This window comes from Pseudomonas shirazensis (genome assembly GCF_050496565.1).
In the GTDB taxonomy this organism is placed as follows: domain Bacteria; phylum Pseudomonadota; class Gammaproteobacteria; order Pseudomonadales; family Pseudomonadaceae; genus Aquipseudomonas; species Aquipseudomonas shirazensis_A.
The window spans coordinates 66,156-83,049 of sequence record NZ_JBNWAE010000017.1; the positions used below are offsets into that span (position 1 = coordinate 66,156).

Sequence of the window (16,894 nt, forward strand, 5' to 3'; positions counted from 1 at the left end):
ACCTACGCGGTCTGCTCAGCAGGCCAAGGCATTAATCTTGACTATTAAAAACCCCAGAAAAAAAGTGCAAAATCTAAAAAACACCAAAGACGCTCGTACGCCAGTACTGTCCGCAGAAGTCGTTAGCCATAAATCGACTGCAATCGCGGCCCAACCGGCGACTACCCCCCAAGATATGCCTAAGCTTGAGCAAGTGGCACCGCCTGTCACCATGATCACCAATCAAGCTGGTTATGTGTTCACCGGGTCGACGAACCCGACAAAAAGGTTTGCAGAGCAACTGATCCGTGACCGGCCTGACATCGACCCGAGTCATATATACAAGTGCCTGATTGATCACAAGAAATATACTGCGAAATACAGCGACGTTCTTAAAAATGAGATGCACGCTGCGGATCACTACTTCACGTATGGATTCAAGGAATCACGCGAGCTGATCCGGCCGGGGTTGGTCAGGCATTCGCAAACCTTCAAGAATACCCACGAAGCAACGCTTTTTCTCTCGAGCGCGCCGCGACGTGACGGCTCATTCGTCTATCGGTGCCTGTTTCAATCACAAAAGATTTCGAAGAATCTGGTGTACCACGGCCAGACCGAAATCCATAAAATGGTTCGTGCGATTTTCAACTGTAAAGAGCTGATATTTTCAAGGCCTGAACATAACGAGATGTCGCTTTATCTCATCGAACTGGCTAAAAATATTGGCGTTAAAGTTACACTTGACTACGATGACCTGCTACTCCCCGAACACTGCGAGTATCTCGGACATGTCAGATCGAGCGACGGTAAAACCGTCGAACATGCGCGCAAGAACATCATGGGGAAGTCCGCATTCCTTCTGTATGCCGATGAATTCCGTTGCAGTACACCATTGATCGCCCAAGCAATGGCGCATCTATCGAAGCCCATTGAAGTGCACAGAAATCAAATTGTTTCGGCAATGGTATTGCCTAAACAGCAGTGCGCTGAAAAATTGAAAAACATTACAAGCCGCAAGGTAAAAATACTCTACCTGTCTGGCACCGCCACCCATAAAAAAGATTTTTCTATTGCCCAGGGCCCACTCCTGAAGCTGGCACAAGAGTACCCGGACCGATTTGAAATTACCTTCCTCGGGAATACCGGCACCCACTCCAACCCGATTGAACTGTTTAACACTAAGGTCACAGTCATCTCTCGCGTCAATTTCAACGAGATGTTAAGTGTTATTTCCGAACATGACATCGCCCTCGCCCCCCTCGAGGACACGATTTTCAATAATGCGAAATCAAACATTAAGTTCATCGAGTGTGGGTCTCAAGGTGTTCCGGTGATTGCCAGTCCACGAGACGAGTTCGTCGAGGCCGTCACGCATGGCGTCAATGGCTGGCTGTGTGAGTCGCAAGCAGAATGGTACTCCACGCTTGAAAAGCTGATCAAAGACCCTGCAGTCATAGCTCGTGCCTCTCTGAAGGCCAGGGAAGCAGTCCTCAAACATCACGTGGTAAGCGCACAATGAGCGGCGTCATCAGATCTGAGCAACTGAATCTAAAGCAGTCCAAGCAGACATTGCTTTATGTGACGAATAACTTTTCGCAAGTGGAGTTGGCGCTGCTGTCTGCGCTCGGCTCCAAGTTTGATTACTTGATATACAACAACAGTCCGCAGAAAGACTACAATCTAGCTACGGATTATGTGCTGCCGGACAATGTTAAAATCACATCCGATGCGAAGTCGGTGATCATGCTCGCGGGCGTCTTTAGCGCCGCGATTACAACGGTAGGTCATATCAGCCCCGTGCTGGAAAAGGGCATTCTTACAGTGCTCAAAGCATGCGTTGCCATTTCGATTCCAATCATCGAGGTACCGCACGGCCTGTATCAGCTTGGTTTCAACTTGTCCGACGATTCCAAATTCGTGAATACGGCGTCACATACATCAGGCGCTGGATATCCAGTTCCATCTTTTGCCGATCATCAGTTGAGCTGGTTTGCCGACGCCTCTATCGGGTATCCCAGAAATCGGGCTCAACGCGTGAAAAAGGAAAGCCCACCGGTCGTACCCGTGTTTACGGTGATTACTACCAACACCAACTGGTACTTGTATAGCTATCAGGATCAGCGTGTACTTGCACAGTCCATATTTGAACTGGCGAGGGCCAATCCTGAAAAACTGTACATCTGGGCGCCCCATCCTGCAGAGTTGAACACTCAGAACTTGATTCATTACATGCTCAGTGCAAAACCGAGTAACCTCCTCCGCTACGGGCATGATAGAGAGATCTACTTCCACTCGATTGACACAACCGAGGAGCTCATCAAGCATGCTTCCGAAGGCGTCTCGACCGTGTCCACCTGCCTACTCGAGTACGAGATGTACGGTGTACCTGTATCGATATTTTGTAATGAAGGCTTGAAGACGGTCACAGATTCCCTCTCAGGGGCATCGCTGTTCTCAACACCTGAAGAGTTACAAGCCAGCAATCCGGCAGTTCCAGCCACCGGGTTGCTTCACAGCTTTAACGTAGAAGGCTTCGACCTTGCGATTAGCCAGATTCTGGCAAAACCTCAGATTCGTAACCCCCTGAAGAATCTGATAATGGAAATTTGATTCAATTTTGCTGGTGGGCCAGCGCAGGCTAGTAAATTTTTAGCAGCCTGGCCCCCTCAAACTGCTCATTACAAGAATGCGTGCGCCCAATACGCTCAAGCTGATCAATCAGCTCATCCATGCCAGGCATTGATATTTCACTCGGCACAACCCCATGCTTGCCTTTGAATATATCCAATGCGGCCGCTACGCTGGCCTCATGGTCTGCGCGCGACGCAATGTTCGACTGCTCCACACTCCACCCGTCATCACCAATATACTTATAAGACTCAGCGATATCCGCAAAGCTCCAGAAAGACGGGTGCATACCCGCCTTGATGATCTCGTAGGTATGATCCACATGTTCCAAAGCGTTAAAATAACGCTCATCTATCAGGCCAACCGTGTCCAGACACTTTCTCGAATAGTAGGAGAATGCACCCACACAGTGCTTATAGATATCCAACTCAACGCCGCCGCTGATAACGCGCGCGATCGGCTTGGGCACACCTGACTTCCTCCTGTTCAGGTTGCCATGCTGGCTAAAGTTGAGATGCTGTATACCGGTACGCTCAGAAGCCGCTATATACCTGTCAAAAACTGTACAGTCTTTGACATAGACGTCATCTTCCACAAGAAAAATATGGTCACAGCCTTTGTCAAGCAGGTACCTTAACGCCTTGTTCTTAGATCGCCCGACCCCGAGGTTAAACTCGTTTGTAATAACCTCAGCACTGACTGAACCTGCCATTTCCGTGCCGTCATTGACAATGACCAACGCGTCCAGGCTAGTACCTTCAAGAGATCGTAGTAATCGCTGAAAACTCTCAGCTCGGTTGCATGTGATAATCCCACAACCTATTCGTTTTCGAGACATATAGGCCCCTGCCTGCGCCAGCTATTCAAATGGAGAGATGAGAAACCTACTTGGCATTGGACCATCCATCTTATCCACGGTCCTTGCCAGCGTCGGTTTCGCCCCCCCATGGAGACAAGGTCCCGGTGCACCGCGCACAACCCAGCGCGGATGCAGATCAATGATGAGATCAGGATCGTTGCTGGGACAGGCAGACTACCCTGCCCGGTTGCACCATTTGCCGGTGTCCTGTAAAGGCAAAGGCACTCGCTAGTCAAAAATTTCTACTACGCCCAATACCGCACCATCATCGCTGGTTACAGCCAGGGCTCTGATCTTGTTTTCCTGCATATATATCTCAGCCTCGGACAGCTGAGCATTGTCATTAATAGTGTGAGGCTTGGCAGTCATGAAATCTGATACGGGCTGACGAATAACCCCCTCATTATCAAGCAGCGCTCGACGCAGATCGCCATCGGTGACAATCCCGACGAGCTTTCCCTGGTCCATTACTACAGCCATGCCCAGGCGGCTTTGAGTCATTACCATCAGGCAGTCATGAAAGCTGGTATGAGGCGACACTGCTGGCGCAGGCGAGTGCATGACATCTTTGACCCGGGTCAACAGCTTGCGGCCGAGGCTGCCACCGGGATGGTACCGGGCGAAGTCCATGGCCTTGAACTGGATAGCCTCGATAAGGGCCACTGCCAATGCATCGCCCATGGCCATGGTGGCCAGCGTTGAGGTCGTCGGCGCCAGATTGTTAGGGCACACTTCGCGTTCGACGGATACATCAAGCCAGATGTCGGCATGCTTGGCCAGGGTGGATTTGCCGTTGCCGGCCATCGCGATGACCTGGTTGCCAAACGACTGCAAACTCGGAATAAGTTTGATCACCTCTTCAGTTTCACCGCTGTAGCTGATGAGAATCAGCACATCGACCGGTTTGAGCATGCCCAGGTCACCGTGGAACGCTTCTGCCGGGTGAAGAAAGAAGCTGGGGGTGCCGGTCGAGGCAAAGGTGGCCACCATCTTCTTACCAATGAGTCCGGACTTCCCCATACCACAGACCACGACCCGGCCCTTGCAACCGAGTATCAACTCAATTGCGCGTTGAAACTCCTCGCCTAAACAGTCTGCAATAGCACTCACCGCAGTAGCTTGAGCCCGCAGTGCTTCTTTGGCGATCTGAAGGTGATTCATAGTCTTCCGTAATGATTTGATTAATACGTAAGCGGCCATGGTACGGTCTAAAACGGCCCTGTGCAAAGTATGCTCAATGGCTGGGCGTGGGGCGGTTGGTGCGCCATCAGTTGAAGACGTCCGCCTTGATCTTGTCGATCAAGTACACCGACCCATGTTTGCTGAGATGGCCAAAGTCGACCACAGGGAGATCGGTCACGTCGTCGCCAAGACGACTCAAGCAGGCTTGCGCCTTGCAAAAAACGTCCAAAGCCGAGATATAGGATGCGCCGATGGCAGGTACGCGCGTTTTGAAGAAACTGTCCCAGGCCATGACTTGTGGGTTGAGCCCGTACTCCATGTACTGCGGGGGCAACTGCTTGTATTGCGCCCAGTAGTCCAGGATCTTCGAGCTGAGATTGCCATTCCAGTGCGGTACCGGGCCAATCACAACCACCTTGGTTGATGGCGATGCCGCGGTTATTTTTGCCACTGTATCGCCAAGCAGTGCCAATGCCTGATTTTGCTCGTGAGGCGCGTTGCTGCCAAATACCAGCCAACTCAGCACCACCACATCTGGCTTGTACATCGCCACCGCAGCCAGCCGATCATTATTCGCCTCGACAACCGGCTTGCCTTCATCGGTCTTGCCCGAGACGGTGAAGAACGGTGGCCCGTTACCGTCCGTCATTTGCGCTATCCCATACTCCGGATAACCGTCATCACGTACTTTCAGCACCCCTTGGTAGAGGGCAGCGGCATACGAATCACCCCAAATGAAGATCATCTTGCGCCCAGATTCGATGCACTGTGCATAGCTCGCATCTTTGGGCACCGAGTGGCACACCCCGTAGCGGATATTCTGCTTGAAATCGAAATATTCGTAGACGTTGGTAATGGCCGACAGGGCTTTGATTTCGTCTGCAATCCGGTAAGGGGCGCCGTTGCTTTTGGCAATGGTATACCCGCTGACAACTACCAAAACGAAGGTGCTGATGGCCAGCGGTCGTCGTGTTCTGGAGCGCCATCTACCAAGCGTGCCCACGGCAGACGCTCGGCGGGTGCCAGACTGCTCCACCGTCCAGTAGGAGGCAGAGCCCAGTGCAAATGACAACGCGATACCACCCACAATTGCCCATGGTTGGTCGGCCAGCCCATGTTTATAGAGATAGACGCAGACCGGCCAATGCCAGAGGTAGGTTGAGTAGGACGTCTTGCCTAGCCAGGCGACCAGGCCATTGGTAGTCAGCCAGGATCCTGTAAAGCCTGCGACAATGACAAGACAGGTACCGGCGACAGGCAGCAGCGCCCATTGCCCTGGCCACGGTGTGGTGCTATCGAGCGCAACCAACGACAGGATGATCAGCCCCAGTCCCGTCAGTGCCACCAATGCTTTAATCCGGCCTCGCAGCTGCAGCGGATAGAGGTACACAACACCACCAATCAGCATTTCCCATGCGCGTGACGGCAGCATGAAGTAAGCAAAGCTCTCTGCGCGGTAGGACAACCACGTTGCCAGCGCAAAGGAGAGACACATCAGTGCCACGATCGCCAACCGGCCCAAACGAGCGCCAACGGTCTTAAGCAACGCCATGATCAGAAGCGGATAAAGCAGATAAAACTGCCACTCGACCGACAGCGACCATGTGTGCAGCAACCACTTCAGGTGCGATGCCGAGTCGAAGTAACCAGACTCGCTGTAGAACACCAGGTTCGAGGTAAAGGTGAGCGCGCCTGCGACATGCGTTCCGAGCTGCTTGTAATCAACAGGCAGGAGGTTGAAATAACCCCAGACCAGCATGGCCGCGCACAGTACCACCAATGCTGGAATCAGCCGCCTGGCCCGGCTGACATAAAAACCAGGCAACGAAAAAGTGCCCGATTGAACCTTGGGATAGATCGCCCCTGTCATCAGGTAGCCAGAAATGACGAAGAACACATCGACGCCAGCAAAACCGGCCGGCAGTAGCGTTGAATTGAAATGAAATACAACAACGGCCAAAACTGCCAGTGCCCGCAGGCCATTTATATCATCCCTGAATCGCATACCTATCCTTTGGTAGTCATCAAATGCGCTTGAAACAACACGCTGAATCTACCACACAATAGGTATCCGACAGTGGCACAAAGCCTTACCGTCTGGCGGGCAATAGGGTGGCTAATTGCAAATCACCAGTCAAACTGCCACGCCCCGCAAATGCAGGCGTTATCTCCCATTATTCGGGTACAGCTTTTGGCAGTATCACCCTCTGATGTTCGACTTGTAGCTTATCGCCTCGTCTGGCCTCGCTGGAGTCCTGTAATCATCCCGCTCAATGACCTGGCAGGTACCGTGTAAAGACGAAGCCCTATATGCTTGTGCTCAATGCCCGCGGTTAAAACGAGAATCTACGGGCCCGTCACAGTGGCGCTCGGACTCCAGTTTTAGCTGGAAATCGTCAGCAGGCTGTTTCATTATTCACTTGTTATTCAATGGCCTGCGCGCCCACAAGCGGTTTATCGTAGAGCTGATCAGCTCACGCAACCGACGCGGCTGCGGCCAATCGCAGACGTGCCAGCCCATCTCACGCGGTAGCTGTCACGCACGCGTCTCTACAGGAATCCTCAACCGCCATGACGGAAGATCCAACCCAGACGGTCGCACCCGGCGTCGTTGCCCAGCCCCCGCACCAAGAACATTCGCCGACGCCGGCTCACAGCGTCGAACCTGATAGCAGCGTTGGCCACTCCTCGCCTCTCACTGAATTGGACCTGCCGTGCGCCGATGGCGTCTGGGAGTGGCAGGACTATGCCCAGGTCCGAGCGCGCATCGCCGCAGCCAAGGCCGCGCACCGCGCTGCCCAGCCTGTTTCGCTGATAGACGTTCTGGATTTCGCCGAAGCCGACCTGCCCAGCCATGCTGAGCAGCTTCGGTTCCAGCCCGCTGGGGCGTTGCCTCTGGTGTCGATACTGATCCCGGTATTCAACAACGCCAAGCTCACCCTCGAGTGCCTTGCATCGATCCAGCAGCACCTGCCCGCCGACCTGGCCGTAGAAATCATCGTTGCCGATGACGCTTCCAGCGACGAGACCCAGACCCTGCTCGAGCCGATTGCCAACATCCGCTACCTGCGCAGTGAAGAGAACCTCGGGTTTCTGCGTAATTGCAACAGAGCGATGGCCGCGGTCAACGGCGCCTTCACCGTTTATCTGAACAACGACGTACAGGTGACTGCTGGCTGGCTGGAAGCGCTGCTGGCGACGTTCGTCGACTACGATCAGGTGGGCGTGGTTGGGCCAAAGTTCGTCTACCCAAGTGGCCATCTGCAAGAGGCCGGGGCAGCACTGGCGCCAAATGGCGTTTCGACCATGATCGGCTTTGCAGAACACCCCGACCAGCCACGTTTCAATTACACACGGCGAGTCGACTACGTATCGGGTGCTTGCCTGATGGCGCCTACCGCGTTGCTCAGGCGCATTGGGGGTTTCTCGGAAGAGTTCTTGCCCTGTTACTGCGAAGACAGCGACCTGTGCCTGACGATTCGAGCTGCTGGTTATGAGGTCTACTACAATCCGCATGCAACCATCGTCCACCACCTGTCCAAAACCACCGCCGCGACGGGCAATGATTTCAAGATGGCTGCCATTGCCAACAACGTCAGCGTACTGAACAAGAAGTGGGGCCCTACGCTGGATCAGCACTTTGATCCGCGCCTCATCACCTTCTTCCTGCCACAATTCCATCCGGTGCCGGAAAACGATCTGTGGTGGGGCAAGGGCTTCACCGAGTGGACCAACGTCAGCAAGGCAAAGCCAAACTTTGTGGGCCACTACCAGCCCCGGGTGCCTGCCGATATGGGTTACTACGACCTGCGCTTGCTTGAAGTGCTGCAAGCTCAGGCAGACCTGGCGCAGCGCTACGGCATCCATGGGTTCTGCTTCTACTACTATTGGTTCGACGGCAAACGCCTGCTGGAACGTCCAGTCGAGCAGTTGCTGCTCAGTGACAAGCCGGACATCCCGTTCTGCCTGTGCTGGGCCAACGAAAACTGGACACGGCGCTGGGACGGGCTGGAACAGGAAGTGTTGATCGCTCAGGCCCACAGTGAAGACGACGACCTTGCGGTTATCAACGATCTGATCCGTTTCTTCAAGGATGACCGCTACATCAAAGTGGATGATCGTCCGCTGATGGTGATCTACCGCCCTGCCCTGTTCCCGGACTTCGCTAAAACCGCTGCGCGCTGGCGAGAGGCGTGCCGCGAGCAAGGTGTGGGGGAAATCTACATTGCCATGGTCGAGTCGTTCGAACTCGCCACAGCCGGCTTCCATCCGTCATTGTTTGGCTGTGATGCGGCAGTGGAATTCCCGCCAGGCGGGCTGGTAGAGCCCAAACCGCCAACCGGTGCGATGCTCAATCCGGAGTTTGTTGGCCACTCGGCTGACTACCGCGACCTTGCGGTAAGCTTCGCCTCGCGTCCTGCCCCTGGATACACCCGTTTCAAAGGGGTGATGCCAGGCTGGGACAACACCGCCCGCCGCCAGCATGCCGGCGGCTGTTTCGAGATGTCGACGCCCGGCGCATTCCAGGCTTGGCTCGAAGAGTCGATTACCGATACCCGTGAGCAACACTTTGGCGACGAGCGCCTGGTATTCATCAATGCCTGGAACGAATGGGCCGAAGGCGCTTACCTCGAGCCCGACCGTCGCTTCGGTCACACTTACCTCGAAGCGGTGAGCAATGCGCTGGACGCCTCGCGTCTGTTGAAGAAAAACTGAGTGGCTGAAGACTGATGACCGATAGCATTAAAGACAGCAGTGACGTATGTCTGGCCGGCCACCCATTCGCCCCAATCGGTATGGGCGAACATGTGCGAGCCACCTTCAGGTCGCTGAACGCTGTTTATCAACCGCCGCAGCTGCACGATATCTACAAGCTCGTGCCCGCCAGCGACGATGAAGTGGCCGAGTTTGGCCAGGCCATGGTTGAAGATCCTGCGCCGATCAATATTTTCCATATCAACGGCAATGAGGTCGCTGGCGCCCTGGAGCACATCAACCAGGCTCGTCCTTGGACCGGCTACAACATCATCTACCCGCTCTGGGAGCTGCCGCGCTACCCGCAGGAGTGGGCAGAGCAACTGGATCGCTTTGACGAAATCTGGGCAGCCTCCCGTTTTGTCATGGACGGCCTCAAAGAGGTCTGCAGCAAACCTGTAGTCCATATGCCTCTGGCCACAGAAATCAAATTGGACGGGTTTTACAGCCGACGCTATTTCGGCCTGCCTGAAGCTGACTATGTGTTTTTGTTTTTCTATGATCTGCGCTCGTACTCGGCCCGTAAAAACCCGCGCGGGGTGTTTGAAGCATTCAAGCAACTGCTCAATAAAAGGCCTTATACCCGCACCCATCTGGTGATCAAAGTGAACGGGGTCGACATGAACCCGCAGGCGTTCGCAGAGCTGCAGGCAGAGGTACAGGCACTGTATGGCCGGGTAACGTTGATCGATCGAATGATGAGCAGCAGTGAGGTCAAGAATCTCTTGCGTTGCAGTGACTGTTTCGTGTCACTGCATCGGTCCGAAGGCTATGGTTTTGGTGTCGCCGAGGCAATGGCACTGGGCAAACCAGCGATCGCCACTGCGTATTCGGGCAACATGGACTTCATGACGCCCGACACCAGCCTGCCCGTGGGTTACAGGTTGATCCCGGTACTGGAGGGTGAATATCCGCACCATCATGGCCAACACTGGGCTGAGCCGGATCAGGATCAGGCTGTGGCCTACATGCTGCAACTGGTCGATGACCCGGCAATGGGCCGGGCGCTAGGCAAAAAGGCGCAATTGCACATGCAGAGCAACTTCAGCTACCGCTACACCGGGCTGCGCTACAGGGCACGTCTGGACGAGATCCGGAAAGCACATCTGGCCTGAACCTCATACGAGGCAAGCGCTCAATGCTGCAAAGTCTGCCTGACGTGCTCTCGCCAATAGCCAAGGATGGCATCCACCGTCTGCGCAAGCGGGATGGTGGGTTGCCAGCCCAGTTCGGCCTTGATGCGCTGGTTTGACCCTGCTGCAACCGGGATGTCCGAGGGACGCAGGCGCGCGGGGTCTGTGTGAATTTCGATAGGCACTGTGGTCTGCGCCAGCATCTCGTCCAGTACGCTACGGATCCGCGTGCTGGCTCCGGAGGACAGGTTGTACACCCGATGCGCAAGGCTGCGGCTACTTACCTCGACCAGACGTGCATACCCGTCACAGACATCGTCAACGCTCAGGAAGTCGCGACTGGCATCAAGATTGCCCACCTTGAGGACAGGCTCCTGCAAGCCAGCCTCGATCAACGCGATCTGCCTGGCGAACGACGCGGTGACAAAATCTGCGCTCTGGCCAGGGCCGATATGGTTGAACGGGCGCACAATCACCCCGCCCAGGCCTTGACGTAGATATTGCGTGACAGCATGTTCGGCCGCCAATTTGCTCGCTGCGTAAGGGTTCATCGGCGCACACGGGGCAGACTCGTCAAGCGCTTGCCCACGCTTGAAGGTTTCACCGTAGACCTCTGATGAGCTCACAAAAAGAGTGAAACAACCCGGCGCGTGTTTTTTCAAGGATTCCATCAGGTTGAGGGTGCCGATGACGTTGGTGTTCCACGTCAGCAGAGGTTCCTTGAAACTCAACGCCACGTTGGAAATGGCCGCCAGATGAATAAGATGGGTCGGCTGCAGGCGTGCGATGACCGCATCCACCGCAGCGCCATCGCAGATATACATCACCTCGTAATCGCCACCCTGATCATCGGGCGACGGGAGGGATGCAACGGTGCCGATGAGTTCATGCTGGTCCTGGCGCAATCTGCGCTGCAGCACCTTGCCAACGAAACCGTTGGCGCCTGTCAAAAGAATCCGGGCCATCGTCCAACTCCAAATCGTGCTCACCTACCGCTCGGGGCAGGCTCGCGGATACGCTCAGCCTTTAGAAACAGACACCCGATTCATTACGGCGAAGGTCTGCTTCGACCATCATGCGGCACAGCTCTTCGAGCGAGGTCCGGGCTTCCCAGCCCAATACTGCTTTGGCCTTTTCCGGATTGCCCAAGAGCAGGTCGACTTCAGTCGGGCGGTAAAACTTGGGATTGACCGCTACCAGGGTCTGCCCGGTGGCATCGTCGATACCAATCTCGTTTTCGTGCTTGCCCTTCCAGACGATATCGATATCGACGGCCTTGCACGCCAGAGTGACGAAGTCGCGTACGGACTCTGTACGGTGGGTAGCAAGTACAAACGTGTCGGGCTCATCGGCCTGGAGCATGCGCCACATGCCTTCGACGTATTCCTGGGCGTAACCCCAGTCCCGCTTGGCGTCCATGTTGCCGAGTTCCAGCAGGCTCAGCTTGCCCTGCTTGATCTTGGCCACACTGTCGGTGATCTTGCGGGTAACAAACTCACGACCGCGCAGGGGCGACTCGTGATTGAACAGGATGCCGCTGGCACCGAAGAGACCGTAGGACTCTCGATAGTTGATAGTCATCCAGTGCGCGTAGAGCTTGGCCACACCGTAAGGGCTACGCGGGTAGAACGGGGTTGTCTCGACCTGAGGGGTCTGCTGGACCTTACCGAACATTTCCGAGGTCGAGGCCTGGTAAAAGCGCACCTTCGGATTGACGATACGAATCGCCTCCAGCAGGTGAACAGCGCCAAGGCCTGTGATTTCAGATGTGGTGATCGGTTGGTCGAACGAAACGCCTACAAAGCTCTGTGCGGCAAGGTTGTACACCTCGGTCGCCTCGGTTGTCTGCAGCAGCCTGATGCTGGCCGACAGATCAGTCAGGTCGTACTCCACCAGGTGCAGATTGGGATGCTGCTCAACGCCCAACTCGGCCAGCCGCCAGAAGTTGACGGAGCTGGTGCGCCGATAGGTGCCGTACACGGTGTACCCTTTGCCGAGCAGAAGCTGCGCAAGATACGCTCCATCCTGGCCTGTAATACCGGTGACGATAGCGATCATGAATCCTCCAGAAAAGTCACCATCACAGCCTTCTCTTGAAGTGCCCTGACGGCTTGATGGACCTGCATAGCGACATGATACTGACTAAGCGCCACGGGTACGAGGTTGAAAGTTAATCCGACCGTTTATGTCGGGCTTACCCTATGTGCCCACTTTTTTAAGTTCTGGTAAGTGTGCGTATGGATTACTGCCAGCAACCATTCCAGTACTCGCTTAAGGCAACTGCGGAACCTCGCTCTATCCCAGCCTGTCCTACCTGCCGACTCGGGTGCTGCACAGCCCGTCGGGCCCGCTAGCTGCGCATCATCAATTGCCGTAGCTGTGGGCTAATCGGGTATACTTTTGCATCGTGTGTATATGATGGCTAAGTCATAACGTGCAGGGACTTATGCAGAGTTCATAGGCTCTGTCAGAACCTCAAGGTAGAAAATTCTCGTGAAGATCTTAGTAACAGGTGGTGCCGGCTTCATCGGTTCGGCAGTTGTGCGTCACATCATCTCGAACACCAATGACTCAGTGGTCAACGTCGATAAGCTGACGTATGCCGGTAATCTGGAGTCGTTGCAGTCGGTCGACCAGAATGCGCGCTATGCCTTCGAGCGCGTCGACATCTGCGACCGCGCCGAACTCGACCGAGTATTCCGCGAGCATCAGCCTGACGCCGTGATGCACCTGGCCGCCGAGTCCCACGTCGACCGCTCGATCAGCGGCCCGTCGGAGTTCATCGAGACCAACATCATCGGCACCTACAACCTGCTCGAAGCAGCGCGTGGGTACTGGGCGACGCTGGACGAGACGCGCAAGTCGGCCTTTCGTTTCCACCACATTTCCACTGACGAAGTGTACGGCGATCTGGAAGGGCCGGAAGACCTCTTCACCGAGACCACTCCCTATCAACCAAGCTCGCCCTACTCGGCCAGCAAAGCCAGCTCCGACCATCTGGTTCGCGCCTGGGCCCGTACCTACGGCCTGCCGACTCTGGTCACCAACTGTTCGAACAATTACGGCCCATGCCACTTCCCGGAGAAGTTGATCCCTCTGGTCATCCTCAACGCCCTGGAAGGCAAGCCGCTGCCTATCTATGGTAAGGGCGATCAGATCCGTGACTGGCTGTATGTCGAAGACCACGCCCGTGCGCTGTACAAAGTTGTAACCGAAGGTGAAGTAGGTGAGACCTACAACATCGGCGGTCATAACGAAAAACAGAACATCGAAGTTGTGCGTACCGTCTGTGCCTTGCTCGATGAGCTGCGCCCTGAGTCGGCATTCCGTCCTCACGTCGAACTGCTGACCTACGTTCAGGACCGACCAGGCCATGACCTGCGCTACGCGATCGACGCCAGCAAGATCCAGCGGGAGCTGGGCTGGGTGCCTGAAGAGACGTTCGAGTCGGGCATTCGCAAAACTGTACAGTGGTACCTGGACAATCCTGAATGGGTTGCCCATGTCAAAAGCGGCAGCTACCAGCAATGGATTGACACCAACTACGCCACACGCGTAGGCAAGGCATGAGGATTCTGCTGCTGGGTAAAAACGGTCAGGTTGGCTGGGAGCTGCAGCGCGCCCTCGGCATCCTGGGCGAAGTCGTAGCCCTGGATCGTCATCGGGTAGACACTGCCTATGGTGAGCTGGCCGGTGACCTTTCTGACCTTGAAAGCCTGCGTGCCACCATTCGCGCCGTTGCGCCGCAGGTAATCGTGAACGCCGCCGCCTACACGGCAGTGGATAAAGCCGAGAGCGAGCGCGAGCTGGCCCACACGGTCAATGCCCTGGCAAGCGAGGTAATGGCGCAAGAGGCCAAACGCCTCGATGCATGGCTGGTGCATTACTCCACCGATTACGTGTTTGACGGCAGCGGCCAGTCTGAATGGACCGAAACTGACACCGTAGCGCCAGTCAACTACTACGGCGCCACCAAGCTTGAAGGTGAACAGCTGATTCAGGCGTCGGGTTGCAAGCATCTGATCTTCCGTACCAGCTGGGTGTATGCAGCCCGCGGCAACAACTTTGCCAAGACCATGCTACGCCTGGCCAAAGACCGCGAAGAACTCAGTGTGATTGCCGATCAGACCGGCGTACCGACCGGCGCCGACCTGCTCGCCGATGTGGCCGTGGCCGCTCTGCAGCAAGCGCTGCGCAATCCTCAGCTGGCCGGTATCTATCACCTGGCCCCGGCTGGCGAGACAACCTGGCATGCTTATGCCAGTTACGTCATCGACTTTGCCCGCACCCAGGGTGAAACGCTCAAGGTAACGTCGGTCAAACCGATCAACACCAGCGAGTACCCAACGCCGGCCAAGCGCCCGTCGAATTCGCGGCTGTCGACAGCAAAACTTCGCAACTCTTTCTCTCTGCACTTGCCGGATTGGCAAAGTGGTGTAACCCGCATGCTTATGGAAGCTCTGAACAAATGAACACAACCAATCGTAAAGGGATCATTCTGGCTGGTGGTTCGGGAACGCGCCTTCACCCGCTTACGCTGGGCGTCTCCAAGCAGATGCTGCCGATCTACGACAAGCCAATGATCTTCTACCCGTTGTCGGTGCTGATGCTGGCGGGTATGCGCGAAATCCTGATCATCTCTACCCCGGAAGACCTGCCTTCGTTCCGCAAACTGCTGGGTGATGGCAGCAATTACGGCATTGAGCTGAGCTACGCCGAGCAGCCCACCCCAGATGGCCTCGCTCAGGCCTTCATCATTGGTGAAGAATTCATCGGCAGTGACCCTTGCTGCCTGATCCTGGGCGACAACATCTTCTATGGCCAGCACTTCTCGGATAACTTGCGCTCCGCTACCCAGCAAACTGAAGGCGCCACTGTGTTCGGCTATCACGTAGCAGATCCGGAGCGCTTCGGGGTGGTTGAGTTCGACGCCAATGGCCGGGCTTTGAGCATTGAAGAAAAGCCTGCCGAGCCGAAGTCGAGCTACGCGGTCACAGGCCTCTACTTCTATGACAATCAGGTTGTCGAGATCGCCAAGAACATCAAACCGTCTGAGCGTGGTGAGCTGGAAATCACCGATGTGAACCGGGTCTATCTCGAGCAGAAGAACCTCAGCGTTGAAATCCTCGGCCGTGGTTTCGCCTGGCTGGACACCGGCACTCATCAATCGTTGATGGAAGCCAGCCACTTCATCCAGACCATCGAAGAGCGCCAGGGCTGGAAAGTGGCCTGCCTTGAAGAGATTGCCTTCACCAATGGCTGGATCACTCGCGAGCAAGTTGCCAGCCAGGCCCAGAAACTCAAGAAGACAGGCTATGGCCAGTATTTGCAGAGCCTTCTGGAGCCAGGTCATCGCTGAGTATGACTACAGGTAGCAGCTCTACCGAGGTGGCCTCCGGGCCCGCCCGGATCGCGGTTCTGCTGGCTGCCTACAATGGTTGCGAATGGATAGAGGAGCAACTGGCCTCTATCCTCGCCCAGGCTCATGCCAGTGTTGATATCTACATCAGTGTCGACCCTTCGACCGACGGTACCGAAGCCTTGTGCGCTCGGCTGGCGCAGCGACACGCCAATATTTCTGTACTGCCTCCCGCCGGCCCATTCAAAGGCGCCTCACGCAATTTCTTTCGCTTGATCAAAGATGTTGATCTGTCAGCCTACGACTACGTCGCGTTTTCCGATCAGGATGATGTGTGGTACGCAGACAAGCTCGATCGCGCGGTGACCACGCTGCGAGCCAGCGATGCCGACGGCTACTCGAGCAACGTGGTCGCCTTCTGGGATGATGGGCGGCGCCTGCTGGTGAACAAAGCACAACCACAGGTGCGTTGGGACTATCTCTTCGAGGCCGCTGGCCCTGGCTGCACGTATGTCCTGACCCGCAGGTTGGCATCAGCGTTCAAGTCGCTGCTGTTGAGCCATTGGGATGAGGTTCAGCGTATCGATCTGCATGACTGGTTCTGTTACGCGTTCGCACGTAGCCACCACTACTCATGGATTATCGATCCAACGCCCAGCCTTGATTATCGACAACACGCACGTAATCAGGTCGGGGTGAACAACGGCTTAGCCTCGGCGCGTTCACGCTTGCGCAAAATCACTGACGGCTGGTGGTTTTCCCAGATTCAACTGACCGCCACTCTGCTGGATATCCATAGCCCCTTCAGGGTACTTGACGGTGAGTCGAGCAACGCAAAAGCGTGGATCACGCTGGCGTTCAGTGTCGCTCACTGTCGCCGCCGCCCGCGTGACAGGGCGATGCTGTTCGCCATTTGCTTGCTGAACAGCATTACCCGACATCGATAAAAGTCGGGCACAAAAAAAAGGCTATCAGATCTCCTGATAGCCTTTTTTTACA

The 16,894-nt window shown here is 55.5% G+C and carries 12 protein-coding genes and 1 pseudogene; 8 read left to right on the plus strand and 5 right to left on the minus strand.

Going from position 1 to position 16,894, the window contains the following annotated elements:
* The first annotated feature begins 37 nt into the window (after positions 1-37).
* Both ACQZ2L_RS21215 and ACQZ2L_RS21220 read left to right on the plus strand, forming a co-directional pair.
* Positions 38-1,498 carry a glycosyltransferase gene (locus ACQZ2L_RS21215; protein ID WP_430327719.1) on the plus strand — a complete coding sequence of 487 codons (1,461 nt, stop codon included), beginning with the start codon at positions 38-40 and terminating at the stop codon, positions 1,496-1,498.
* Positions 1,495-2,589, plus strand: a complete 1,095-nt coding sequence (locus tag ACQZ2L_RS21220) for a hypothetical protein (protein WP_430327720.1) — start codon at positions 1,495-1,497, stop codon at positions 2,587-2,589. The genes ACQZ2L_RS21215 and ACQZ2L_RS21220 overlap by 4 nt, the downstream gene beginning before the upstream one ends.
* A gap of 28 nt (positions 2,590-2,617) precedes the next feature.
* Here the strand turns inward: ACQZ2L_RS21220 and ACQZ2L_RS21225 are convergent, their stop codons facing one another.
* The 3 genes from ACQZ2L_RS21225 to ACQZ2L_RS21235 all read right to left on the minus strand — a co-directional run bounded on the left by ACQZ2L_RS21225 (position 2,618) and on the right by ACQZ2L_RS21235 (position 6,653).
* On the minus strand, positions 2,618-3,319 hold the full coding sequence (locus ACQZ2L_RS21225; protein ID WP_430327721.1) for a glycosyltransferase subfamily GT2 protein: 702 nt from the start codon (positions 3,317-3,319) through the stop codon (positions 2,618-2,620).
* Positions 3,320-3,694: 375 nt separating this feature from the next.
* On the minus strand, positions 3,695-4,627 hold the full coding sequence (locus ACQZ2L_RS21230) for a KpsF/GutQ family sugar-phosphate isomerase (RefSeq protein ID WP_430327749.1): 933 nt from the start codon (positions 4,625-4,627) through the stop codon (positions 3,695-3,697).
* Positions 4,628-4,733: 106 nt separating this feature from the next.
* On the minus strand, positions 4,734-6,653 hold the full coding sequence (locus ACQZ2L_RS21235; RefSeq protein WP_430327722.1) for an acyltransferase family protein: 1,920 nt from the start codon (positions 6,651-6,653) through the stop codon (positions 4,734-4,736).
* Between the two features lie 704 nt (positions 6,654-7,357).
* Here ACQZ2L_RS21235 and ACQZ2L_RS21240 point away from each other — a divergent pair.
* Both ACQZ2L_RS21240 and ACQZ2L_RS21245 read left to right on the plus strand, forming a co-directional pair.
* A pseudogene (locus ACQZ2L_RS21240) lies at positions 7,358-9,364 on the plus strand (glycoside hydrolase family 99-like domain-containing protein); the annotation flags it as partial.
* A gap of 14 nt (positions 9,365-9,378) precedes the next feature.
* Positions 9,379-10,518, plus strand: a complete 1,140-nt coding sequence (locus ACQZ2L_RS21245; protein WP_430327723.1) for a glycosyltransferase family 4 protein — start codon at positions 9,379-9,381, stop codon at positions 10,516-10,518.
* Positions 10,519-10,538: 20 nt separating this feature from the next.
* On the opposite strand, the gene ACQZ2L_RS21250 is transcribed toward ACQZ2L_RS21245, so the two are convergent.
* Together ACQZ2L_RS21250 and gmd are read right to left on the minus strand one after the other, a co-directional pair.
* Complete coding sequence (locus tag ACQZ2L_RS21250) at positions 10,539-11,501, minus strand: GDP-mannose 4,6-dehydratase (RefSeq protein WP_430327724.1); 963 nt, start codon at positions 11,499-11,501, stop codon at positions 10,539-10,541.
* Between the two features lie 61 nt (positions 11,502-11,562).
* On the minus strand, positions 11,563-12,594 hold the full coding sequence (gene gmd / locus ACQZ2L_RS21255; RefSeq protein ID WP_430327725.1) for a GDP-mannose 4,6-dehydratase: 1,032 nt from the start codon (positions 12,592-12,594) through the stop codon (positions 11,563-11,565).
* Positions 12,595-13,029: 435 nt separating this feature from the next.
* Between gmd and rfbB the strand changes: the two genes are divergently transcribed.
* Genes rfbB through ACQZ2L_RS21275 form a run of 4 tightly spaced genes read left to right on the plus strand, consistent with a single transcriptional unit; the run spans position 13,030 to position 16,842 of the window.
* Complete coding sequence (gene rfbB / locus ACQZ2L_RS21260) at positions 13,030-14,106, plus strand: dTDP-glucose 4,6-dehydratase (RefSeq protein WP_430327726.1); 1,077 nt, start codon at positions 13,030-13,032, stop codon at positions 14,104-14,106.
* Positions 14,103-15,008, plus strand: coding sequence for a dTDP-4-dehydrorhamnose reductase (gene rfbD, locus ACQZ2L_RS21265; protein WP_430327727.1), 906 nt, complete (start codon positions 14,103-14,105; stop codon positions 15,006-15,008). Before rfbB ends, rfbD begins: the two co-directional genes overlap by 4 nt.
* Positions 15,005-15,895, plus strand: a complete 891-nt coding sequence (rfbA, locus tag ACQZ2L_RS21270; RefSeq protein WP_430327728.1) for a glucose-1-phosphate thymidylyltransferase RfbA — start codon at positions 15,005-15,007, stop codon at positions 15,893-15,895. The genes rfbD and rfbA overlap by 4 nt, the downstream gene beginning before the upstream one ends.
* A 29-nt stretch (positions 15,896-15,924) precedes the next feature.
* Positions 15,925-16,842 carry a glycosyltransferase gene (locus tag ACQZ2L_RS21275; RefSeq protein ID WP_430327729.1) on the plus strand — a complete coding sequence of 306 codons (918 nt, stop codon included), beginning with the start codon at positions 15,925-15,927 and terminating at the stop codon, positions 16,840-16,842.
* The last annotated feature ends 52 nt before the right edge of the window (positions 16,843-16,894 follow it).